This window comes from Segnochrobactrum spirostomi (assembly GCF_009600605.1).
Classification (GTDB): Bacteria; Pseudomonadota; Alphaproteobacteria; order Rhizobiales; family Segnochrobactraceae; genus Segnochrobactrum; species Segnochrobactrum spirostomi.
The window spans coordinates 811,080-833,082 of record NZ_VWNA01000003.1 but is presented as its reverse complement, the minus strand read 5'-3'; the positions used below and the strand labels follow the sequence as shown (position 1 = coordinate 833,082).

The 22,003-nt window shown below is 69.2% G+C and carries 21 protein-coding genes; 10 read left to right on the top strand and 11 right to left on the bottom strand.

Going from position 1 to position 22,003, the window contains the following annotated elements:
* Positions 1–213 precede the first annotated feature (213 nt).
* Both F0357_RS23860 and F0357_RS23855 read left to right on the top strand, forming a co-directional pair.
* On the top strand, positions 214–1,158 hold the full coding sequence (locus F0357_RS23860; RefSeq protein ID WP_153491390.1) for a GntR family transcriptional regulator: 945 nt from the start codon (positions 214–216) through the stop codon (positions 1,156–1,158).
* On the top strand, positions 1,145–2,500 hold the full coding sequence (locus F0357_RS23855; RefSeq protein WP_153491385.1) for a nucleotide disphospho-sugar-binding domain-containing protein: 1,356 nt from the start codon (positions 1,145–1,147) through the stop codon (positions 2,498–2,500). Before F0357_RS23860 ends, F0357_RS23855 begins: the two co-directional genes overlap by 14 nt.
* A gap of 63 nt (positions 2,501–2,563) precedes the next feature.
* Here the strand turns inward: F0357_RS23855 and F0357_RS23850 are convergent, their stop codons facing one another.
* From F0357_RS23850 to F0357_RS23835, 3 genes are all read right to left on the bottom strand, one after another.
* Positions 2,564–3,334, bottom strand: coding sequence for a SapC family protein (locus tag F0357_RS23850; protein ID WP_153491381.1), 771 nt, complete (start codon positions 3,332–3,334; stop codon positions 2,564–2,566).
* A 141-nt stretch (positions 3,335–3,475) separates the two neighbouring features.
* Positions 3,476–4,348, bottom strand: a complete 873-nt coding sequence (locus F0357_RS23840) for an NAD(P)-dependent oxidoreductase (RefSeq protein WP_153491376.1) — start codon at positions 4,346–4,348, stop codon at positions 3,476–3,478.
* Positions 4,349–4,392: 44 nt separating this feature from the next.
* On the bottom strand, positions 4,393–5,106 hold the full coding sequence (locus tag F0357_RS23835; protein WP_153491371.1) for an enoyl-CoA hydratase/isomerase family protein: 714 nt from the start codon (positions 5,104–5,106) through the stop codon (positions 4,393–4,395).
* Positions 5,107–5,311: 205 nt separating this feature from the next.
* Between F0357_RS23835 and F0357_RS23830 the strand changes: the two genes are divergently transcribed.
* From F0357_RS23830 to pcaC, 3 genes are read left to right on the top strand one after another with little or no spacing between them, the layout of a single operon-like run.
* The gene (locus F0357_RS23830; RefSeq protein WP_208948572.1) at positions 5,312–6,082 is read left to right on the top strand and encodes an alpha/beta fold hydrolase; all 771 of its coding nucleotides are present in this window, start codon (positions 5,312–5,314) and stop codon (positions 6,080–6,082) included.
* Between the two features lie 21 nt (positions 6,083–6,103).
* Positions 6,104–6,802 carry a GntR family transcriptional regulator gene (locus tag F0357_RS23825; RefSeq protein ID WP_153491364.1) on the top strand — a complete coding sequence of 233 codons (699 nt, stop codon included), beginning with the start codon at positions 6,104–6,106 and terminating at the stop codon, positions 6,800–6,802.
* Positions 6,799–7,197 carry a 4-carboxymuconolactone decarboxylase gene (gene pcaC / locus F0357_RS23820; RefSeq protein WP_153491362.1) on the top strand — a complete coding sequence of 133 codons (399 nt, stop codon included), beginning with the start codon at positions 6,799–6,801 and terminating at the stop codon, positions 7,195–7,197. Before F0357_RS23825 ends, pcaC begins: the two co-directional genes overlap by 4 nt.
* Before the next feature lie 40 nt (positions 7,198–7,237).
* Here pcaC and F0357_RS23815 read toward each other — a convergent pair whose 3' ends face one another.
* The 7 genes from F0357_RS23815 to F0357_RS23785 form a co-directional block, all read right to left on the bottom strand.
* Positions 7,238–8,281 (bottom strand): 2,5-dihydroxypyridine 5,6-dioxygenase NicX family protein, encoded by a 1,044-nt coding sequence (locus F0357_RS23815; protein WP_153491359.1) that lies wholly within the window; start codon positions 8,279–8,281, stop codon positions 7,238–7,240.
* A 65-nt stretch (positions 8,282–8,346) separates the two neighbouring features.
* Positions 8,347–8,901 (bottom strand): flavin reductase family protein, encoded by a 555-nt coding sequence (locus F0357_RS23810; RefSeq protein ID WP_246161871.1) that lies wholly within the window; start codon positions 8,899–8,901, stop codon positions 8,347–8,349.
* Positions 8,898–10,175 carry an amidase gene (locus F0357_RS23805; protein ID WP_153491356.1) on the bottom strand — a complete coding sequence of 426 codons (1,278 nt, stop codon included), beginning with the start codon at positions 10,173–10,175 and terminating at the stop codon, positions 8,898–8,900. The genes F0357_RS23810 and F0357_RS23805 overlap by 4 nt, the downstream gene beginning before the upstream one ends.
* Complete coding sequence (locus F0357_RS23800) at positions 10,172–11,668, bottom strand: amidase (protein ID WP_153491354.1); 1,497 nt, start codon at positions 11,666–11,668, stop codon at positions 10,172–10,174. The genes F0357_RS23805 and F0357_RS23800 overlap by 4 nt, the downstream gene beginning before the upstream one ends.
* Positions 11,665–12,129, bottom strand: a complete 465-nt coding sequence (locus F0357_RS23795; RefSeq protein WP_153491352.1) for an ester cyclase — start codon at positions 12,127–12,129, stop codon at positions 11,665–11,667. The genes F0357_RS23800 and F0357_RS23795 overlap by 4 nt, the downstream gene beginning before the upstream one ends.
* 114 nt (positions 12,130–12,243) lie before the next feature.
* A complete protein-coding gene (locus F0357_RS23790; protein ID WP_153491350.1) occupies positions 12,244–13,731 on the bottom strand; it encodes a 4-hydroxyphenylacetate 3-hydroxylase N-terminal domain-containing protein in 1,488 nt (495 codons plus the stop codon).
* 469 nt (positions 13,732–14,200) lie between these two features.
* The gene (locus F0357_RS23785) at positions 14,201–14,695 is read right to left on the bottom strand and encodes a hypothetical protein (protein ID WP_153491348.1); all 495 of its coding nucleotides are present in this window, start codon (positions 14,693–14,695) and stop codon (positions 14,201–14,203) included.
* Between the two features lie 129 nt (positions 14,696–14,824).
* On the opposite strand from F0357_RS23785, the gene F0357_RS23780 reads away from it, so the two are divergent.
* From F0357_RS23780 to F0357_RS23765, 4 genes are all read left to right on the top strand, one after another.
* Complete coding sequence (locus F0357_RS23780; RefSeq protein ID WP_153491345.1) at positions 14,825–15,853, top strand: putative B6 ABC transporter substrate-binding protein; 1,029 nt, start codon at positions 14,825–14,827, stop codon at positions 15,851–15,853.
* 121 nt (positions 15,854–15,974) lie between these two features.
* The gene (locus tag F0357_RS23775) at positions 15,975–17,561 is read left to right on the top strand and encodes a putative B6 ABC transporter ATP-binding protein (protein WP_153491342.1); all 1,587 of its coding nucleotides are present in this window, start codon (positions 15,975–15,977) and stop codon (positions 17,559–17,561) included.
* Positions 17,558–18,643 carry a putative B6 ABC transporter permease subunit 2 gene (locus tag F0357_RS23770; RefSeq protein ID WP_153491332.1) on the top strand — a complete coding sequence of 362 codons (1,086 nt, stop codon included), beginning with the start codon at positions 17,558–17,560 and terminating at the stop codon, positions 18,641–18,643. The genes F0357_RS23775 and F0357_RS23770 overlap by 4 nt, the downstream gene beginning before the upstream one ends.
* Before the next feature lie 2 nt (positions 18,644–18,645).
* Positions 18,646–19,581 carry a putative B6 ABC transporter permease subunit 1 gene (locus tag F0357_RS23765; protein WP_153491329.1) on the top strand — a complete coding sequence of 312 codons (936 nt, stop codon included), beginning with the start codon at positions 18,646–18,648 and terminating at the stop codon, positions 19,579–19,581.
* A 26-nt stretch (positions 19,582–19,607) separates the two neighbouring features.
* Here F0357_RS23765 and ppaT read toward each other — a convergent pair whose 3' ends face one another.
* On the bottom strand, positions 19,608–20,783 hold the full coding sequence (ppaT, locus tag F0357_RS23760; protein WP_153491325.1) for a pyridoxamine--pyruvate transaminase: 1,176 nt from the start codon (positions 20,781–20,783) through the stop codon (positions 19,608–19,610).
* Between the two features lie 398 nt (positions 20,784–21,181).
* Here ppaT and F0357_RS23755 point away from each other — a divergent pair, with 398 nt between their 5' ends.
* Complete coding sequence (locus F0357_RS23755) at positions 21,182–21,898, top strand: FadR/GntR family transcriptional regulator (RefSeq protein WP_153491321.1); 717 nt, start codon at positions 21,182–21,184, stop codon at positions 21,896–21,898.
* The last annotated feature ends 105 nt before the right edge of the window (positions 21,899–22,003 follow it).

Below are 22,003 nucleotides of genomic sequence, written 5' to 3'. Positions count from 1 at the left end.
GACGTGGCTCCCCTGGCTTTCGCCTGTGTTCCGTCTCTGGTGGGCGACCGTCCGCTGGTGCGGTTCTGTTCGCCCCGTGAGGCACAGTATTAATCGCGACAAAAATACGTCAAGCTGATTTCGATGCGGCGGCGCAATTCCGCTTTGCCGGCTCTTGCCTTCCGGGCGCGCTCGGGGGCAGCATGCGCAAACGATCGCAATCGGACAGGATCGATGACGGAGACGGGCAGGCCGCCGCGGCAGCGCCATCTGGATCTGGCGCTACAGGTGCTGAAGGTCGCCCGCGCGGACGGCCTGAGCGCCGGCGATCGGCTGCCGGAGCAGCTCTTCGCGTCCCGCTGCAATGTCTCCCGAACGCCGATCCGCAAGGTTTTTCAAATTCTTGAAGGGCAGGGGCTGGCGGAGGCCGACAGCGAGGGCGGATACCGTCTCGCGGTCGATCCGGCGACCGTCACCGAGGACGGTCCGCCGCTGCCGGCCGGCGAGGAGGATCGCCTCTACGAGTCGGTGCTGCGCGATCTCGCCGCCCGCCGCATACCCGAGGCGCAGACGGTCGCGGGGCTGCAACGCCGCTACGGGGTGTCCCGGCAGATTGTACAGAACGCGCTCAAAAGACTGCTCGAGGAGCAACTCGTCGAGCGCGCCGCCGGCCAGCAATGGATCTTCAAGCCGGCCGGGCTGACGCCGGAATCGCAAAGCCAGAGCTTCGAGTTCCGTATGATTCTGGAACCGGCTGCGCTGCTCGCGCCCGGCTTCCATGCCGATCCGATCGCCCTGTCGAGCCTGCGCGAGGCGATGGAGCGGCTCGCCGCCGCCGACGCGGCCGCCTTCGATCTCGCGCTGTTCGACCGCACCGATCGGGATTTTCACGCCCTCGTCGCCCGCTCCTGCGGCAACGCCTTCATCGAGGAGGCGCTGACGGCCCACCACCGGCGGCGGCGCACCGGGATGGGGAGCGGCATGGGAGGCGGCGGCGCCAACGTCTTTCGCCTGATGCAATCGAACCGCGAGCATCTCCAGATTCTCGTCGAGATCGAGCGCGGCGATCTCGAACTCGCCGCGGATCTGATGCGTGTCCACCTCCGCCTGTCCAAGGTCGAGCGGCCCAAGGTCGTCGGGCGCGGCGTTCCGGTGCCCCTGCGGGTTGTCGGGCGATGAACGCGATGGCTCCGAACGCGCCGGATTCGCGGGGGCGGGCCGCACCATCGCGCTGTTCCCCGAGGCGAGCTACGGGGCGGCGCTCAATTGCATCGGCATCGCGCAGGAACTCCGCCGCGCCGGCGCCCGCCCGGTCTTCATCTGCCACGACGGCTTCCGCGGCGTGTTCGCGGATTACGGCTTTCCGGAATATCCCATCATTGCCCAGGGCGGCGTGGCCGCGCCCGCCGATTGGACGGCCTTCGTCGCCCGCCATAAGGAAAGTTTCCGCCTTTCGCCCACCGAGCAGATCGAGGCCTATGTGGCGCCGACCTGGGAGGCGATCGTCGACACCGCGATCGCCGCCGAAGCGCCGTTGAGACGGCTCCTCGCTCGGCTGAAGCCTGCGGCGGTCGTGCTCGACAACGTGGTGATGTTTCCGGCGATCGCCGAGGCCGGCGTGCCGTGGGTTCGGGTCGTCTCCTGCGCGGAAACGGAGTTGCCCGATCCGGCCGTGCCGCCTTATCTCTCAGGCCTGCCGACGGACGACCGCTCCGCATGGGGCGCGTTCGAGACGCGCTATCGGGCCGCGGTCGCGCCGGCCCACGCTCGCTTCAACGCCTTTCTGGCGAGTGCCGGCCGCACACACTATCCCGCCGGCCAGTTCCTCGAAGCCTCGCCCTTCCTCAATCTCCTGCTCGCCCCGGACATCGTCCGCTACCCGCGGGCGACCGCGCTCGATCCCGACCGCTTCGTCTATCTCGACGGCTGCGTGCGGTCGGAGGGGCCGTTCACGCCGCCGCCCTTCGCCGCCCACGATGACGGGCCGCTCGTCTATCTGAGCTTCGGCAGCCTCGGGGCGATGGATACCCACCTCATCGAGCGGATGCTCGCGGTGTTCGAAACGCTGCCCTGCCGCTTCCTCGTCAATGTCGGCGCTTGGCGGGATCTCTACGGCCGGGTGCCCGACAATGTCTTTCTCGACGGCTGGTTTCCGCAGCCGAGCGTCGTCGCCCAGGCGCGCCTGTTCATCCACCACGGCGGCAACAACAGCTTCTGCGAGGCCCTCTATTACGGCGTCCCCTCGCTCGTCATGCCCTATTGCTGGGACGGCCACGACAATGCGCGCCGCGCCGCGGAAACGGGCGTCGGAGCGGCGCTCGATCGCTATCGCTGGAGTGCCGAGGATCTTGCCGCTGCGATCCGCTCGCTCATTGCGGATGCGCCGATGCGCGCCCGTCTTGCGGACTGCGCGGCGCGCATGCAGCGCGCGCAGGGGGTCCGGCGCGCCGCCGAGGCAATCCTCTCCGTCGCGGATCGGGCCGAACGCCTGCCGCAAGGCGGCGCGGTCGGGTCTCGGTAACGTGGCTTGAAGGGATCGGCGGGCCGCAAAGGCCCGCCGTGTCGTGTGGTCAGACGGGGGCCGTCAGGCCGCCTTGGTCTGCGCCGGAGCCGAGGCCTCCACCAAACCCTGCCACGAAAGCTGGGAGGCGAGGTGGAGCACGATCATCTCGAGCCAGCCCTTGCCGTGGAAGTCGGCGAGCACCTCCGGCGAGAGGGCGCGGTAGGCCTGCTCGTTGACGACGCGGAAGCCACGCACGCTCGCGCCGCTCTCGTCGGCGTAGCGGACCTGGGCGGTCTGCTCGATGAGGAGGCCGTTCGCCTCGAGCGCCTCACCGAAGAGGCGCGTCCGCTCGTGGTCGAGAGCATAGGCCTCGCACAGCGCCATGGCGTTGCGGCTCGTGTCCGTCGCCTTGCCAGCGGCGTCGAACAGCGCGTCGGCGCTGTCGCGGTGGGCGTTCTTGGTCAGGCGCTCGCTCTCGGCGTCGATGCCGAGCATCAGCGGCGCGGACGGGTCCGGGGCGGTCATGCCGATGAACGGGTAGCGCCGCACATAGCCGGGGATGTAGGTGCCCGAGCGCCAGCGGCCATCGGTCTCGACGAAGAGATTGCGGCCCGCCGCGATCCCCGTCACCGCGAGCGGCATCACTGAGCCCTCTGTGGCGAACACGATCGGATAGTGGCGACCAGCCGCTGCGAACTCGCTGCCAACGAGCGGAACGGCGATCGCTTCCGCGGCGAAACGGAAATCGCTCTGCGGGCGCACGCCATAGGCGCCGTGATCCTGAAACCGCAGGAGGATCGGCTTCCGATAGAACAGCGGAAGGGAGGCGTCGGGGGCGGGCGTCTCGGTCATGGCGGCCTTTTTTGCGTTGGTGGTGGCGCCATCCGGCGCACGACGACGACTTTAAGACGCCCGCGCACCGTTTTCAAAACTTCATCGTCCCGCCAGGCAAAATTGCGGTTGAGCGGATCTGCAGGCCATACCAATGCCCGATCACCCTCCGGCGTCGGGATCGAGCATCCTGGCGATCGCGGTGATGTCGGCGCCGCCGCCGAGACGGTCGCGGGCGGCGCCCCACAGGGCGATCAAGGCGTCGAGCCCCGGCGTTTCGGTGTCCGCGCGGCGGGCGAGGTCGGCCGCGATGCCGATATCCTTGCAGAACAAATCGAGGCTCTGGCCGAAATCGAAGGTGCCGGTCAGCACGTGGCGCGGCAGCTTCACCTCGGTCGCGTGGCTCTTGCCGGAGCCGGCCGTCCACACCTTGAGCATGGCGTCGGGATCGAGGCCGAGGCGGGTGCCGACGATCAGCGCCTCGGTCGCCGTCCACAGCGTGGCGGCCGACAGGAAGTTGTTGAGCGCCTTGACGATATGACCAGAGCCCACGGGGCCGAGGTGGAACACCTCGCCACACATCCGCTCCATCAGGGGGCGGATGCGGGCGAAGGCCGCCTTGTCGCCGCCGACCATGGCGATGAGCGTGCCGGCGCGCGCCCCCGCCATGCCGCCACTCACCGGCGCGTCGAGCATCTCGGTGCCGATCGCTGCGAGATCGCCGGCAAGGGAGACGGTGCTCGCCGGGGCCGCACTCGACATGTCGACCACGATCGCCCGGGGGATCGTCGTGCAGGCGCCGCCGGGACCGACGAGGGCGTCGCGGACGTGACGGTCGGTCGGCAGCATGGTGATGACGATATCGCCCGGCAGATCGGCGCCGGTCGTGGCGGTCGGAAGGCCCCGCGCCCGGAACGGCTCGAGCGCCCCCTCCGAGAGGTCCGCGACGGCGATCGGAACGCCGCTGTCGGCGAGGCGGGCGGCCATCAGGCCGCCCATTCGTCCCGCCCCGATGAAGAGCACGCTGTCGGTCAAAGTCGTTCCTCCGAAACGGGAGCCGCTGCCGCGCCGTGCGCTCCTCAGTGCGCGCTCGCGCGGGCGGCGAGGGCGATCGCCATCGTCGCGACGCCGTTGCGCGCCTCGATGTCGTCGGAAAGCCCTGCGACCCGGCGGGCGAAGGCGCGCAGGAGCTGGACCGATTCCGCGTCGAGCTCCGCGATCGTCCGGGCGAAGGCGAGGGCGCGCTCGAAGGCGCCGCCGGTCGGGACGACCTCGGTGACGATCCCGATCTCCTTCGCTTCGGCCGCGCCGAATTCCCGGCTCGTCAGCGCGAGTTCGAAGGCCTTCTTGAACGGGACGAACTTGCCGAAATAGGACAGCACGATCAGCGGCGGCAGCTTGTGAGACATCTCCGGCAGCGCGAACACGGCGCCATCTCCGGCGATCGTCACGTCGCACTGGGTGGAGAACCCGCAGCCGAAGCCGAACGCCTTGCCCTCGACCGCTGCGACGAAGGGCACCGGAGAGCTGCGCAGCCGGCTGTTGACCTCGAGGATGAGGTTGAGGTCGTCCCGCACGTCCGCCGCCGAGGTCAGGCCCTTGGCGCCGATGCGCCCGGCGCAGAAATGCGCGCCCTCGCCGGACAGAACCACCGCCTTGAGATCGGGCTTCGCCAGCACGCGATCGAGCGTTGCCGCGAAGTCCGCGATCTGCGGCGAGGTCAGGTGGTTGCCGTCGGCCGTGCGGGTGAAAACGACCCCGTAAACACCGCCGCCGTGGTCATCGATCTCCATGGGCTTTCTCCCGATTCCGCGTCTCGATTTTCAAAGGGGATGCGTTCGGCGACGCCTCAGCGGGCGCGCCGGGGCGCAGCGTAAGGATTTGACCTGTCATAATGTATGACGTTACTAATGCCATACGATGAGGCGCAGGCCGATGGGGAGGACCTGCCCCGTTGCGGCCGGACCGCCGCGAACCGCCAACCAAGGGATGGAAGCCGTGTCCGAGATCGACGTGAATGGGGAACGCCTCGGCTATGATCGCGCCGGTGCTGGAGAGCCGCTTCTCCTGATCCACAGCCTCGGCACCGCCGCGTGGCTCTGGCAGGAGCAGATCCGCCGCTGGTCGCCGCATTTCGACGTGATCGCCGTCGATGCCCGCGGCCATGGCCGCTCGAGCCGCAACGGCGGCTTCACGGTGCGCAACGTTGCGACCGACCTCGCCGCGGTGCTCGCCGCCTTCGGCGGCAAGCCGGCCAAGGTGGTGGCGATCTCGATGGGCGGGCCGATCGCGGCGCACCTCACCGACATCGCGCCGCACCTCGTGAAGAGCCTCGTCATCGCCGATTCCTTCGCCACCCAGGGCGAGGCCGGCGCGACCCGCGCCGCGGCGATCGAGAAGACGATCCGCGACGGCTCGATAGACGACTATGCCCGCCGCTACGCGACCGAGACCCTCGTCGAGGACGGCGACCCGGCGCACGTCGAGGCCCTCGTCGCGAGCATCGCGGCGATGAGCGCCGACGCCTATATCGAGGCCGCCCAGTCCGTCTTCACCAGCGATGTGGTCGAACTCTTCAAGCGTGTGACAGTGCCGACCCGCGTCGTCGTCGGCTCGCGCGATCAGCGCACGCCGCCGTCTCTCTCCGAGGCGATCGTCGGGCTCATCCCGGGTGCCGAGTTCGCCGTGATCGACGGCGCCCGCCACCTGGCGAACCTCGACCGGCCGGAGGGCTTTCACGCCGCCGTCGATCCCTTCCTGCTCGGCTGAGCGGCAGGAAGAGGCTCGCAGATGGTTGCCGGCGCCAAGATCGCCCCGATCGTCCAGGAGAGCGCGCCCTTGCGGCGCAAGCTCGCCGCGACTTTGCGGCGGCTCGTCGAAACCGGCGGGCTTCCCGCCGGCGAGCGGCTGTTCGAGAAGGATCTCTGCGCCGCCCTCGGGGTCAGCCGCACCGTACTGCGCGAGGCGCTGCGCGAGCTCGAAACCGAAGGGCTTCTCGTCGCCGGGCCGCGGGGCCTTTCGGTCGCGGTGCTCGGCCGCGCCGACGCCGAGAACATCTACGCCGTGCGGGCTGCGCTCGAAGGCCTCGTCGCGCGTCAATTCTGCGAGCGCGCCGACGCGCCGGCGGTCGCCGCTCTCAGGGCCGCAGAGGCCGCGCTCGTGAGCGCCTACGCCAACGGGCCGCTTCCCGACATCCTCGACACCAAGCTCGCCTTCTATCGCGCGCTCTGCCGCGGTGCCGGTAACGACGTGGCGCTCGAACTGATCGAACGGCTCGCCGTGCGCACCAGTCTGCTCCGGGCGCGCTCGCTCAATGATCCCGCGCGCAAGGACGCGTCGCTCGCCGAGATCGATGCCCTCGTGACCGCGCTTGCGGCGCGAGACGGTCCGCGCGCCGGTCGTCTCGCAGAACGGCACGTGGCGAACGCCGCGCGCGCCGCGCTCGCTCTCACCCCCGCCCCAGCCGATGATCCGGAGACACATCAATGAGTGACGACCTTTACGAGAAGGGCCTGGAAATTCGCCGCGCCGTCGTGGGCAGCGCCTACGTGGACAAGTCGCTGGCCGAGGCCGACGATTTCACGCGGCCGCTGCAGGAGCTCGTCACCCGCTATTGCTGGGGCGAAGTGTGGAGCCGGCCGGGACTCGCCCGGCGCGACCGCTCGCTCCTCAATCTCGGGATGATCGCGGCGCTGAACCGTCCCCACGAACTGAAGCTCCATGTCCGCGGCGCCCTCAACAATGGGCTGACCCGCGACGAGATCCGGGAGGTGTTCCTCCAGGTCGCGATCTATTGCGGGGTGCCGGCGTCGCTCGACAGCTTCCGCATCGCTCGCGAGGTGTTCGCCGAAGAGGATGCCAAGGCCGCTGCGGCGAAAGCGTGAGGTGAGCGACCGGGGCGGTGGACCCGCCCCGGTCGGCTCCTCAGAGCTGGTCGGCGGGAATGACGCGGCCGTCGATCGTCATCGGCTCGCCGTCGAGCGAGAGCGAGCAGCCGCGCAGCGGAATGTCCATGTGGCAGGGTGTGTCGCGGTTGCCGCCGGCTTCCGTGTTCGGCCCGCTCGACCACAGGAAGTTGCCCATGAAGGAGCGGGCGTCCATGCTGAGGCCCGCCTCGCGGTCATAGAGGCCGAGCGTGGTCCAGTGGGCCCGGTTGTGCAGCCCCCAGCCGACATGGGCCATCGCATAGGCGTCCGGGTCGTCGAACGTCTCCATGTAGGAGCGCAGATATTCGGCCTCGAAGCCGCCCTCGATCTTGCGGATCACGCCGCCCTCGATGGTGAGGCGGATCGGCTCCCGGGCATAACGCTTGAAGGGGAGCAGGATATCCCCGGTGTCGATGACGATGGTGCCCTCGCTCGAGCCCTCGTTCGGCCAGGTGGCGACGAAGCAGCTCGGCCAATGGTCCCAGCCGCCGGCGCGGTCGACGAAGCCCTGCTGCTTGAGCACCGGATATTGACCGAGGTCGCAGCGGAAATCCGTGCCCGCTTTCGACGTCACCGTCATCGTCTTCGCCGTGGCGAGACGGTTCGCGGCGTTCGTCGCGCGGCGCCCGTCGTCGGCGTTCGGCTTCATGCGTAGCATCACTTCGGGCGGCTCGCAGGCGAGCAGCATCCGCGCGCCGGTCTTGAGGATCTCGTCTTGTTCCGGCGAGAACAACAGCATCATCGTGTCGATCACGAGATCGGAGTGCTTCATCGCCTCGAGCGCGGGCCGGTTGCCCTTGAGCGCCGTGTGACCGACATAGCCCGACTTGTCGCGGCTGAGCGCCACGTCGCCGTTGAGCGGCGGAAGCTGGAGGATCGTCAGGATGCCGCCGAGCTGGCCGACGGCGATGCGCGCGGTCGACACGAGCTGCGGATTGCTGTCGTCGCTGACGAGCAGCGAGACCTGTTCGCCCGCGGTGAGCTTCGAGAGCTTCAGAACGTCCTTCCAGGCCTCGACGAGAGCCAAATCACTGATTGCCATGTGATGATCTTCCCGGTCCGGGAATCCCCTGAAGGTTCGTGTTGGGCCGATGGCGTGAAAGCCGATCAGGCCAGGGAGCGGTAGGCGCGGTCGAAATGGACGAGGGGCGGCTGCGACGGGCCGAGCCGCACCGCAAGCACGGTTCCGAAGAAGACGGTGTGCGTGTAGGCCTCGACGCTCTCGGCGATCGTGCAATCGATGCTGACGAGGGCATCGCCGAGCGCCGGAGCCCCGGTCACGAGCGGACCCCAATCGGCCCCGAGGAACTTTTCCGACCCCTTGGCCCCGGCACGGCCCGCGAAGCGGTCGGCGACCGGACGGTTCTGTTCGGCGAGGATGTTGACGCAGAAGGCGCCGTTGTCGGCGATGGCATGGTGGGCCTCGCCGTTGCGGTTGACGCAGACGAGCAGCGTCGGCGGCGCGATCGAGACGCTGCACACCGCCGTCGCGGTGAGCCCGCGCGCCGTCTCGCCGTGGCCAGCGGTGATCACCGTCACGGCGCCGGTGAGCAGGCCCATGGCGCGCTTGAAGGATTCGACGAGGTGCGGCTCCGCGTGGTGGATATGCTCGGGGCTGATCGCGAGAGGCGACCGCGGTTCGGGTGTCGTCGGGTGCCTCATGGCCGGTTCTCCGCCAACGAATCTTCGAGGAAGGCGGCGGCGGTGAGCGTCGCGGCATCGTCGCCGAGACGGCCGATCACCTGCACCCCGACCGGCAGTCCGCCCGGGCCATTGCCGGCGGGCACGGCAATCGCGGGACCGTGGAGCAGCGTCCAGACCTTGTTGAAGACGGGATCGCCGGTCGCCGCGAGACCGGCCGGCGCCTCGCCGGGCGCAGCGGGGGTGAGAAGCACGTCGCAGCCGTCGAGAAGGCCGTCGAGGATCGCCGCGCGATCCTTCAAGCCGGCGAGGGCGGCGTCGTAATCGGCGCGGGTCGCCTTCGCGAGCTGGTCGAGGAAGGCGCGGGTCAGCGGCGCGATACGGTCGCCGAGCGGCCCATGCTCGAACGCGAGGGTGCGTGGCGTTTCCCAGCCCATGACGGCGTCGTGATAGGCATAGAGCCGCTCGAATTCATCCGGCACGGCGAGCTCGCGCACGGTCACGCCGGCCGCGCGCAGGGCGTCCGCGGCGCGGTCGAGTGCGTCGCGGGTCGCGGGCTCGGCCAAGTCCCAGCGCGAGGTGCGGAACAGGCCGACGGTCTTCGGCGCGGTGACGGTCCCGAGTTCGAGGGACGGCATTTCGGCGAGGGTGGCGGTCGCGAACGCGGCGTCGCGGACGTCGCGGGCGAGCAGGCTCATGGTGTCGAGGCTGTCGGAGAGCGCTTTGACCCCGGCGCGGTTGAGCGTGCCGAAGCTCGGCTTGTAGCCGACGATTCCGCAGAAGGAGGCGGGACGCACGACCGACCCCGACGTCTGGGTGCCGAAGGCGACGTGGACCATGCCGGCGGCGATGGCCGCGCACGAGCCGCTCGACGAGCCGCCCGGCGTATGGTCGAGCGCGGCCGGGTTGCGGGTCTTGCCGGGGCTCGCCATGGCGAATTCGGTCGAGACCGTCTTGCCCATCATCACCGCGCCGAGGCGGCGGGCGAGGGCGACGACGGGCGCATCGGCGACCGGGCGGAAGCCCTCGTAGAGGGCCGAGCCGTACCCGGTCGGCATGTCGGCGGTGTCGATGACGTCCTTGACCCCGAACGTGATGCCGGCGAGCGGCCCGGCCGCCACCCCGCGCGCCTCCGCGAGGGCGCGGTCGCGGTCGTAGTAAGTCCAGGCCTGCACGTCCGGTTCGCGCTCGGCGATCCGGTCGGCGAAGGCGGCGCAGACCGCCTCCGCACTGACGTCGCCGGCGCGGACGCGGCGCGCCGTCTCGCGGGCCGAGAGGGTCAGGAGGTCGGTCATGCGGTGCCCCCGAGACCGAGCGGCGGCCGTCGGCCGAACCAGGGGCGCGCCCGTTCGATCTGGCCGGCGAGGCGGAACAGGAGACCGTCGCGCCCGAAGCCGGCGCCGAAATGCGCGCCGATCGGGAGCCCCGAGGTCGAGTGCCCGAGCGGCACGCTCATCGCCGGGCACCCCGCCGCGTTGAAGGCGCAGGTGAAGGGGGCATGGGTCCAGAACGCCTCGTAAAAGCGATCGAGGCTCTTGCCCGCGCCCGCGAGCGCCCCGAGCGGTGGCGGCAGCTCCGCGGCGGTCGGCGACAGCAGGATGTCGTAGCGCTGGAAGAAGCGGCCGAGCGCCCGAGCGGTCTGGTGCAGCGTATTGACGGCGCCGAGATAGGCCGTCGCCGGTAGGCGCCGCGCCTCCTCGACCCATTCTGCGTTGACGGGTTCGAGGAGGCTCAGCGGGTCGGCGATGCCGAGCGCCTTGCCGCGCATCTCGACCGCCGGCGCGACATTGACGCCGACGATGATACGCCACGCCGCCATCAGGGCATGGGCGTCGTAGCCGGCCTCGCATTCCTCGACGTGATGGCCGAGTTCGACGCAGAGGTCGGCGGCTTCGCAGGCGACCCGGACGCATTCGCGGTCGACAGGCGTTCCGAGCGGGGAGGCGGGGGTGAAGCCGATCCGGAGACGGCCGGGCTCGCGTCCCACCTCGCTCAGGTAGCTCTCCGCGCCGAGCGGCACGGCGTAAGGGTCGCCGATGTCGGGGCCCGCGGTGGCGTCGAGCAGGGCGGCGTTGTCGCGCACGCTCCAGCTCGCCGCGTGGGGCGTCGACATGCCGGCGATCGCCTCGACGGCGATCGGCCCGAGCGGGTTCAGCATGCGGCTCGGCTTGAAGCCGAACAGGCCGCAATGGGAGGCGGGGAGGCGGGTCGAGCCGGCGCCGTCCGACGTGTTCGCCATCGGAACGTAGCCGGCGGCCACGGCGGCTGTGGAGCCGCCCGACGAGCCGCCGGGGCTGCGGGATATATCCCACGGATTGCGGCTCGGGCCGAAGGCGTCGGGCTCGGTCGTGAAGCTCAGCGCGAACTCGGGCGTGTTCGACTTGGCGATGAGCACGAGCCCCGCCGCCTCGTATCGCGCGACCAGCGTGCCGGTGCGCGGCGAGACCGCGTCCGCGAACAGGCGCGAGCCGGTCGAAAGGATGGTGCCTTCGAGTTCGAGCCCGGTGTTCTTGAGCAGGAACGGCACGCCCGTGAACGGACCGTCGGGCAGGCCTGCGGCGATCGCCTGGCGGCCGCGATCCTCGAAGCGGTGGACGAGGGCGTGGAGCGCCGGCTCGTGGGCTTCGATCCGCGACAGGGCGGCATCGAGGAGCTCGTCCGGCGTCACATCCCCGGTGCGCACGAGGGCGGCGAGCCCGGTCGCGTCATAGGCTTCGTACTCGGCGAAGCCGGCGTGGCGCGGGGTCGTCGGCGTCGCGGCGTCGAGGTCGGCGGGTTCGTCCGTCATGCGCCAGGCTCCCTCGCGCCGGTCCCCGTCGCGGGTGTGGTTGCGATCTGACGGCCGAACGCGGTCGGGTCCCAATAATCGCGGGTCCCGACGATGGCGCCGTCCGCAATCTCGAAGACGTGGATGCCGTCGAGTGTGATCGGGCGCCCTTTGGTCGGCGCGCCCTTGAGGTCGATGCCGAGATGGCCAGTCAGGGTATAGACGACGGCGACGGACGCGCCGGCGGCGATCTGCTCGCGGCGCTCCCAACGGGCGTCGGGCAGGAAGGCGAAGAAGCGCTCGAGCCCTTCGCGCAGAGCCTGCCGCCCGGCACGGCGGGCGCCGTTGTGCGCCTCCTCGTGCCAGCCGTCATCGGCATAGAGCGCCGCCGCGGCCGTGGCGTTTCCGGCATTGTAGGCATCATAGAAGGCGCCGACGACATCCCCGCCCGGCGGTTCCGTCCCGACCGTTTCGCGCACCATGGCGCGTCTCCCCGTTCCGCCGCGAGGCGCGCTTGGCGCCCCGCTCGTTGGTCCGGGCCGGGCCCGAGAGGGGCCCGGCGGATGTGGCGCGGCTTCGCCGGTCGCGACGCCCGATCAGGGCATGCGCGCGAGCGTCTTCACCTGCTCGACGAAGCGGTCGCGCTTCACCTCGTTGTAGAGGCGTTCGCGCAGCCGGGGAGCCGGGCTCGCGTTCACGTTCTCGAACAGTGCGACGCGGCCGGCGAGCGAGCTCGAGGTCATGTCCCAGATGAAGTTCATCAATTGCTCCTTCACCTCGGCGCTGACGCCCTTGCCGGGCAACAGGTCCTTGAGGTGATGGCCGATGTCCGGGTTCTCGAACGCCGCCTTGCCGAAGCGCATCACGAGGCCCTGGCCGCACAGCTCCTGGAGCGTGTGGATGATGCGGGGGTAGTGCTGGATCGAATAGAGCCGTCCGGCGGTGAGCATACCGACATCCGGCGCCATCACCTCGCCCTCGGTCGGCTTCGCCTTGGCTTCGGCCGCGTAGATGAAGGCGCGCAGCGTCTGGGCATATTCGATGAGCTCGCCGAGCATGCCCTGCACCGCCGGAATGTGGCCGGTGCCGAGCACGTCGAGCACGAGCTGGCCGGCGCCGACGAAGAGCTCCGCCTTGACGGCGAGGCGGGTCAGCACGTGCCAGTGGGCGAACACGCAGACCGGCCCGTAATATTGCATCGCGGTCGGATCGCCGAGATTGAAGATCCGGTCGGTCGGTACGAACACGTTGTCGAAGACGATGAACTGGTCGGCTTCCTCGCCGAGGCTCGCGATCGGATGGTCGAACGGGTCGGCGCCGGGATGGGAGACCATCTCGCGCGAGATGAGCTTGATGCCGTCCGAGGCGATCGGAACCGACGCCCAGATGCACGCCTCCGCCGGCGTCTCGCGGATGCCGCCGAGGTTGGTGAAGAAGATCTCGTTGGCCTGGGCCGAGATGGAGCCGACGGTCTTGGCGCCGGAGATGCGGATGCCGCCCTTCTCGACGTTCTTGACCTTGAGGAGCGAGGACTCCGAGCCCTTGGCCGACGAGCGGTCGTTCTGCGGGCCGGTCAGGCTTTCGGAGGCGGTCAGGTTGTTGTCGCGGCCGAAGGCGACGTAGCGCTCGATGTTCTCGGCGAAATCCGGCGCGCAACCATCGATCAGCGACTTCTTCGCCTTGAAGGTCGGCAGGTAGGCGAGGAGGCCGACGGCGATCGCCGGGGCGAGGTCGGGCGGGCGGCCGAAGGTGCCGGCGGTCTTGAGGCTCGTATATTCGATCAGCTTGCGGCGATCGGCGAGGTCTTCGATCGTGCGCGGCACCTGCCAGGCGCGGCTGACGATCGCGCCGCTGTCGGGGTCGATGCAGGTGGTGGCGTCCGCGAATTCCGGCTTGAACTGGTCGTCGAACATCGAGGCGACGAGATCGACGCCGGCGGCGAGCGCGGGCTCCTCGAACACGCTCGCGATCCGCTTGCCGTTCACCCAGATGGCGCGTCCGTCGTCGAGCGTCGCCTTGAATTCGGCTCCGGTCTTCAGCTTGTGTGCGACCGGCACATCCCGTGTCTGTGTTTGCGCGTTCATCGTCCGCTCTCCTCTGAAGGACCCGCTTCCCGGACGCTCTTCTGGTAGTCCTTGGTCAGGCACATCGGCGGGGCGGCGCGGGGCAACCGGCGGCGCACGCTCGTGTCGGGCTCGGGTGGCATGATCCAACCATTAATCGCCGAAAATGGTCAAGCCCCAATCGCGGGAGCGGTCGGGGCCCAAAATTTAGTCTCGACCGCGAAATTTGAAACTTTGTTGTTCAACGGCAGCAAAATGTTCCGGATTGATGCCCAGAAACATTGAGTTTTTCACGATTTACGCTGCCGCTAAATGAGGCAGCGTCAGTGGCGACAATCGTGTTGGAATTTCTGGAACGACCGGAATGGCCGCCCATTCTCTTGACCAGATCGTTTGGTTCTGGCTTTTTGGTTGAGAAACACGGACGCTTCGGCGCGGTCATCGAACTGCGGGGGAGGTCGGTATGCGGATCATCGGACGACCCGGCCGATCATTCGGCGCCCAGGCGGCGGCACGCCAGCCTGTGGGCCGCCGGATCGCTCGTGCAGGTCAGGCTGATCGCGGGTTCCTTCACGCCGATCTTCCGCTCGAGGCGAATCTCGGTGCGGGTCGAGACGTCCGCGCCGGCGAGGCCGCACCACAGCGTCTGGATCGGCATGTGGTCCTCGTGTGTGTTGAGGGCAAACACTTCGCCGGTCGCCGGCTTCGACCAAATCGTCTCAACCAATTCCGTATTTGGTTGAGCTCGTCCGATCTCGATCGAGTACCAGTGCGCTGTTGCCGCGGCGCAGACGATGGCTTGATCGGACTGGTTCGCCACGCGGAACGGCACCGGACTCAGCCCTTCCGTGCCACGCTGCACAACCATGGCCTCCTCGGCTTGGGCTGTGCCGGTGGCGAGCGGGCCTGTGCCCGAACCCCATCCCACCAGCACGCTCGTCACGAGAAGGGCGACGGCCGCGCTGCGCGCTAAAAAATCCGACATCTCTATTGATCTCCGCGGGAAACATGGAGTTTAAATAACAATAGTCGGGGACGTCTAAAAGAACAATCGAAACTACAATTACAAAATAAGCCACCAGAGAACATCGTTCGGAAACAGGGGAACACAAAGATGCGTAAGCTTCTTCTTTGCAGTGTGGCGCTCGCGCTGATCGGCCTGGCGCCGATGGCGGGTGCGGCGGAACTGAAGGCGATCGCGATCCTGACGCCGGAAGCCGGCACCGATTATGGCTGGAACCAGCAGGGCATCGACGCCGCCAAGGCGGCCGGCGCCGCGGCCGGCATCAAGGTGATGGTCGCCGACAATCTCGGCTACGGCGACGTGCGCCCGACGCTTCGCGAACTCGCCGAGGACGGCGCCGGGCTCCTGATTGCCCATGCCAGCGGCTACAACACCGCCGCGCCGGAAGTGGGCGAGGAGATGAAGGTTCCGGTCGCGATCGTGGACCGTCCGGATGCGCTTAAAGCCGGCCTCGTCGCCGACTACACCGCGAGCGGTCACGAGGGCGCCTATCTCGCCGGCCGCCTCGCGGCGAAGATGTCGCGCACCGGCACCGTCGGCATCGTCGTCTCCGGCGAGCCTCCGTCGTGGAACGCCCAGTCCGCGGCGTTCGCGGAAGGCGCCAAGGCGGAGAAGCCGGGCATCGTGGTGCGCTATGCGGTGATCGGCCCGGCGGCCTATTCGGATGCGGCCGGCGGCAAGCGCGTCACCGAGGCGCTGATCGCCGCGGGCGCCGACATCATCTTCGGCCAGGGCAACGGCTCGAGCTTCGGCATGCTTCAGGCGGTCGAGACCAACAAGGCGACCGACGGCGGCAAGGTCTATTTCATCGACGTCATCGGCGACAAGACCCCGATCGACAAGGGCAATCTCTTGAGCTCGGTGGTCTGGAACCTGACGCCGGTCTATACGGCGATGATCTCGGACATCAAGGCCGACAAATACGGTACGCACAATTACGACATTCATCTGGCCGACGGCTCGGTCAAGCTTCTGAAGACGAGCCACATCCCCGACGACGTCTGGACCCAGATCGAGGCGCTGCGTCAGGACATCGTCGACGGCAAGATCAAGGTCACGCCGCACTTCGACGCCGACAGTGTCCACAAGCTCGTGCAGCAATTGCCGACTGCGCAGTGAGGATCGCCGGCGGGCGGCGCGACGGTGTTCGCGTCGCCCCCGTCTCGGGCGCCCCTGCGGGGCGTCCCTGTCCTTCGCCGTCGCCCTCCGATGGGGGCGCGGCCGAGAGTTCGTCCCGATCATGACGCTGTCCGCTTCCCATTCCGCCCCTCCGCCGCACACGGCCGGCGCCAGCCTGCGCCCGATCGTGACCCTCGATCACGTCACCAAACGCTTCCCAGGCGTGGTGGCGAACGATCGCGTCGCGTTCGATCTTTGGCCCGGCGAGGTCCATGTTCTGCTCGGCGAGAACGGGGCCGGCAAGTCGACCTTGGTCGGCATGCTCTCCGGCATCCAGGTGCCGGACGAAGGCGGCATTCTCATCGACGGCCATGAGCAGCGCATCGATTCCCCGGCCCGCGCGCTCGAGCTCGGCATCGGAACCGTCTTCCAGCACTCGATGCTGGTGCCCTCGCTCAGCGTCGTCGACAACATCGCGCTCGGCCGCCGCTGGTGGTCGCGGCCGGACCGCGCCGCCGTCGCCGCCAAGATGGCCGCGGTGTGCGCCGATATCGGCGTCAAGATCGACCCCAATGCCAAGGTCGGATCGCTCTCCCTCGGCGAACAGCAGCAGGTCGAGATCGTCCGCGCCTTGATGCGCGGGAGCCGCGTCCTCATCCTCGACGAGGCGACGGCGATGCTGACGCCGAAGGGGGCCGAGGACCTCGGCGCGCTGATGGGGCGGCTCGTCAAGCTCGGCCTTTCCGTCGTCTTCATCACCCACAAGCTCAACGAGGCCCTCGCCTTCGGCCACCGCATCACCGTGCTGCGCCTCGGGCGCAAGGTGGGCGAGATCGCGCCGGAGCGCCTCGCGGCCCTCGGCTCGGCGGCGGCGACGGCCGAGATCATCCGCCTGATGTTCGGCACGGACATCGCGGCGGCCGACGCCGCGGCGAAGCCGGCGCGCCGGCGTATGGCCTCCTCCGCGCCGATCCTCGAGATCGCCGGCCTCGCGGTCGAAGACGCGGCGGTGCCGGTGAGCGGTATCGACCTCTCGGTCGCGGCCGGCGAGATCGTCGGCCTCGCGGGCATCGACGGCAACGGACAGAAGCAGTTCGCCGAGGCGCTCGCCGGCCAGCGGCGCCTCGCGGCCGGGGCCATCCGCCTCGCCGGCGAGGCGATCGAACGGCTCGACGTCGGCGATCGCCGCCGCCGCGGCCTGCGCTACGTCACCGACGACCGCCTCAGCGAGGGCACCGTCGGGGCGTTTCCGATCTCCCTGAACCTGCTCCTAAAGCAGGTCGGCGAAGCGCCGTTCTGGCTGCGCGGCATCGAGCGACCCGAACCGATCGCCGCCCACGCGCGCCGGCTTGTCTCTGAATTCGACGTCCGCACGCCGGGCATCGAGACCGCCATCGGCAAGCTCTCCGGCGGCAACATCCAGAAGGCGCTGCTCGCCCGGGAGCTCTCCGGTGAGGCGCGCGCGGTGATCTTCGCCAAGCCGACCTACGGTCTCGACGTGCAGAACATCCGCGCGACCCGCCAGCGCATTCGCGACGCCGCCGATCGCGGCCTCGCGGTGGTGCTGATTTCGACCGACCTCGAGGAGGTGCTCGAGCTCTCCGACCGGATCGCCGTCATGTCGGGCGGGCGGGTGGTCGGGGTGGTTCCCAACGACGGCGAGGCCCGCAACCGGGTCGGCGAACTGATGAGTGGCGTTGCGGCATGACGGATAGCGTCCAGATCGGCGGCGATGCCGTCCTCACTCCCCGCACCGAGGCGCTTCGGGCGCGGCTCCGGCTCGTCGCGATGGCCCTCGTCCCCGTCGTCGGAGCCCTGGTGCTGTCCGGCCTCGTGCTGCTCGCGCTCGGCGTCAATCCGCTCGCCTATTATTCCTACGTGGTCGAGCGCGGGCTGCTGTCGCCCTACGGCGTCCAGGCGACGCTGACGCGAATGGCGCCGCTCCTCCTCATCGCCTCCGGTCTCATCGTGGCGTTCCGCGCCGGGATCTGGAATCTGGGCGGCGACGGCCAGTTCCTGCTCAGCGCCGTGGTGGTCGCCGCGCTCGCACCGCTCCTCATCCACGTGCTGCCGGATTGGGCGACGCTCGTCGTTTGCCTGGTCGTCGGTGCGGCCGTCGGTGCGGCGTGGTCGGTGCTGCCGGCGCTCCTCAAGGCCTATCAGGGCGTCAACGAGATCATCACCACGCTGATGATGACCTTTCTCGGCGTCTCGTTCGCCAACGTGCTCGTCAAACTCGCCTTCCGTGACCCCGCGACGACAGTGCCGCAGACCCGCACGCTCGCGGTCGCCGACCGGTTGCCGCGTCTGTTCGATACCACGATCTCGTCGGGCCTCCTGATCGGCCTCGCCGCGATCATCTTGGTCCATCTGGTGATGACCCGCACCGCCTTCGGGCTGAAGCTTCGGATCGTCGGGGCGAACCCGCGGGCGGCGATCCATGCCGGCCTGCCGGTGCCGGCGCTCACCGTTGCCGTCTTCGCCATCTCCGCGGCGCTGTCGGGGCTCGGCGGGGCGGTCGAGATCCTCGGCGTGCAGGGCAATGTCCGCGCCGACTGGAACCCCGCCTACAGCCTGACCGTCGTGCCGCTCGTGTTTCTCGCCCGCTTCAACGGCTTCGCCTCGATCGCCTTCGTCTTCCTGTTCTCGGTCTTGTCGATCGGTGGCGAGAGCGCGGCGCGGCGCACCGGCGTGCCGAACTTCTTCACCTTGGTTGTGGTGGCAATCCTCCTGGTGATGCTCGGCATCACCGAATATCTCGACCAACGTCGTCGCGCGGCGGGGAAGTGATCATGTCGGCTCTCTTCACCGAAGCATTCCTCACCTCGCTCATTCTCGGCGCGCTCACCGCGGGCCTGCCGCTCCTGCTCGCGGGCCTCGGCGAGCAGATCTCCGAGAAGGCCGGCGTCCTCAATATCGGCATCGAGGGCATGATGCTGATCGGCGCCTATGTCGGCTTCCTGATCGCCTATGAGACCGGCTCAATCTGGCTCGGCTTTCTCGGCGGCGGGGTCGGCGGCATGGCGGTCGCGCTCCTGATGGCGATCTTCTGCGTCCGCCTCGGCCTCAGCCAGATCGTGATCGGTATCGCCTTGACGCTCGGAGCCGAAGGTCTGACCGCGCTCCTGCACCATTTCCAGTTCGCCCAGTCCTATCCGCGCCTGCCGGCCGTCGAGACGCTGGCGATCCCCGGTCTGTCGTCGATCCCCGCGATCGGCCCGGCGCTGTTCAACCGGCCGCCGATCGTCTACCTGGCGATTCTGGCTGTCCCGTTCGTCGCCTATGTTTTTCGCTCGACCCAGCTCGGCCTTGCCCTGCAGGCGGCGGGCGACAAGCCGGCGGCGCTCGATGCGGCGGGCGTCGACGTCGTGCGGGTGCGCACCTTCGCGGTGCTGACGACGGGCTTCCTGGCGGGCATCGGCGGCGCGTTCATGGCCGAGGTCGGCGCCGGCATCTTCATCCCGTTCATGACCAACGGGGCCGGCTTCATCGGCATCGTGCTCGCCATGCTGGCGCGCGGAAAGCCGCTCTGGGTGCTGCTCGGCGCGCTCCTGTTCGGCGCCTGCCTGTCGATCACCACCGCGCTCCAGGTCGCCGGCGTCGATATCCCGACCGACGTGATCCAGATGCTGCCGTTCGCGGCGGTGCTCGCGATCCTCGTCCTGTTCGGCCGGCGGGCGAGCCTGCCGCCCGCGCTCGGCCTCCATTATGTGCGGGGGGCGCGATGAGGATCGCGCCCCGCCTCGGTCGCCTTTCAGGCGGCGTCGATGACGGCCAACGCGGCGGCCACGCCCGCGCCCACATCGACCTTATGGCCGAGGGCGGAGAGGGCGCCACCGAGGGCCGTCAGCGCGACGATGGCGTAGAGCGGCTGCGCGGTCGGGCCCATGTGGCCGATGCGGGTCAGCTTGCCGAGCGTCTCGCCGCGGCCGGAGGAAAGCACCACGCCGTAACGGGCGCGGATTTCGGCGCGCAGCGCGGCCTCGTCGATGCCGGCCGGAATCTTGACGGCGGTCGCGGTCGGCGAGGCGAAGCGCTCCTCTGCCGGCCAGATCGCGAGCCCCATCGCCGCGATGCCGGCGCGGCAGGCCCGGGCGGTGAGGTCGTGGCGTGCCCAGACCCGCTCCGGGCCTTCGGCGAGATAGAGGTCGATCGCCGCCTCGAGGCCGTTGATCTCGGCGACGGACGGCGTGAACGGGAACGGCTTGTCGTGGCGCCAGGCCTCTTCCCAATCGAGGATGCTGAGGATCGAGGCGCGCGGAGCGTTCGGGTTCGCCTTCATCTTCGCCCACGCCTTGTTCGAGACGCCGAGGATCGACAGGCCGGGCGGACAGCCGAGGCACTTGTTGGGCCCCGTCACGAAGAGATCGACATGCGCCGAGGCGGCATCGACCGCCATGCCGCCGAACGACGAGACGGCGTCGACCAGGAAGACGGCGCCGTGGCGGGCGACCTCGCGGCCGATGTCGGCGACCGGGTTGATGGTGCCCGACGGGGTGTCGTGGTGGCAGGCGGCGACGACGGTCACCTCCGGATGGGCGGCGAGGGCGCGGGCGACGTCTGCGGGATCGATGACCTTGTCGTAGGGCACGGCGAGTTCGATCACCTTGGCGCCGGAGCGCGCCGCCCAGCCTTCGAAGCCCTTGGAATAGACGCCCGAGACCAGGTTCAGCACGACGTCGTCGCGGCCGATCAGCGAGGCGGCGGCGGCTTCGAGGGCGAGCACCGGTTCGCCGTGGAGCACGACCGGCATCGTCTCGGACTTGACGATGGTCGCGAGCTTCTCCGCGACCCGTTGATAGGTCGCCTGGAAGGCCGGGTCGTAATCGTAGAGCACCGTCGAGGCGAGGCCGCGCAGAACCGCGGGATAGGCATCGACGGGTCCGGTCGTCAACGTGAAGACCGGATGATCGGACGGCTTGTAACGCATCGTGCTGCTCTGGGCTCGGGGCGGGCGGGGAAATACGGCCGGTCGCGGCTCGCGAAGCTCAACCAAAAAACGACCGTATTGGTTATAATGGTCAAAGCTTCGCATCCCGCTCGCGGTTCGGCAACCGCTTTTGCCATGTGCGCTCATCCCGCCGCTCGGGCGAGCGGATCCGCCGCCGCCGCGGCGGGGGCCGGCTTTCGGCGGGATCGCCGCTTTCGCGCGCAGGCTGCGTGCGGTGCGACGAGAGGGCGAAAGATGCTCGACCAGAGGGCAACCAATGTTGTAACTGGGCGCCGCGAATTCTACACTTCGGGGCGAGTCCCGAGCACGCAGCGGGGTCCGGTGCCCGGCCGGACCGCGCGTCAGACGCAAGAACAGGTGTGACCTCGATGGACGCGATGGCGGACAAATCCGAACGCAGGGCGGGCAGACGCCCGGCTGCCGGCCGCGCCGCCGGGCGGCAGGATGAGTCGTCCTTCGACGATCTGGTCGAGGCGGTCCGCAGCATCATCGCGAAGACGGGGACGATGCCGCCGGAGCGGGTGGTTGCCGAAGAGCTCAGCGTCAAGCGCCACACCTTGCGCCGCGCCCTTGGCGTGCTGCGCGCCCGCGGCGAGCTGGAGCCGGCCCGTGCCGGCCGGCGCGCCTCGACCGGGCTCGAAAGCGGCCGCAGCCTCATCAACTCGACCAATCCCCTCGAGGTGATGGAATTGCGTATGGTGCTCGAGCCGGCGCTCGCCCGTCTCGCGGCCTTGCGTGCGACGCCGGTCGAGATCGACCGCATCCTGCGCGCGGCGACGACGGCGGCCGACGCCGATCCGATCGCGGCCGACATGGTCTTCCACAAGGCGATTGCCGCCGGATCGCGCAACGGGCTCGCCTCCGAACTCTATGTGATCCTGCACCGGGTCGCGAGCGACGGGCGGCTGCGCTTCACCGACAGCGACGCGACCTTGGTGCCCGAGCGCGTCCGCTCCCGCGACGCCGAGCACCGCCATATCGCCGAAGCGATCGCCGCCCGCGATCCCGAGGCAGCGGAGCGGGCGATGTGGCAGCACCTCGCCGCCGTGCAGCAGAAGATCATGGGCCGCCTCGCCCCCGGCGGGCTGATCTAGCGCGCCACCGACACGGAGCGCCCTGCGCTCGCGTGCCGGCTTCGATTTCTCCCATCCGCACCGCGCGGCCCCCGCGCGGGCCCGTCGTCATGCGCCGCCCCGCCG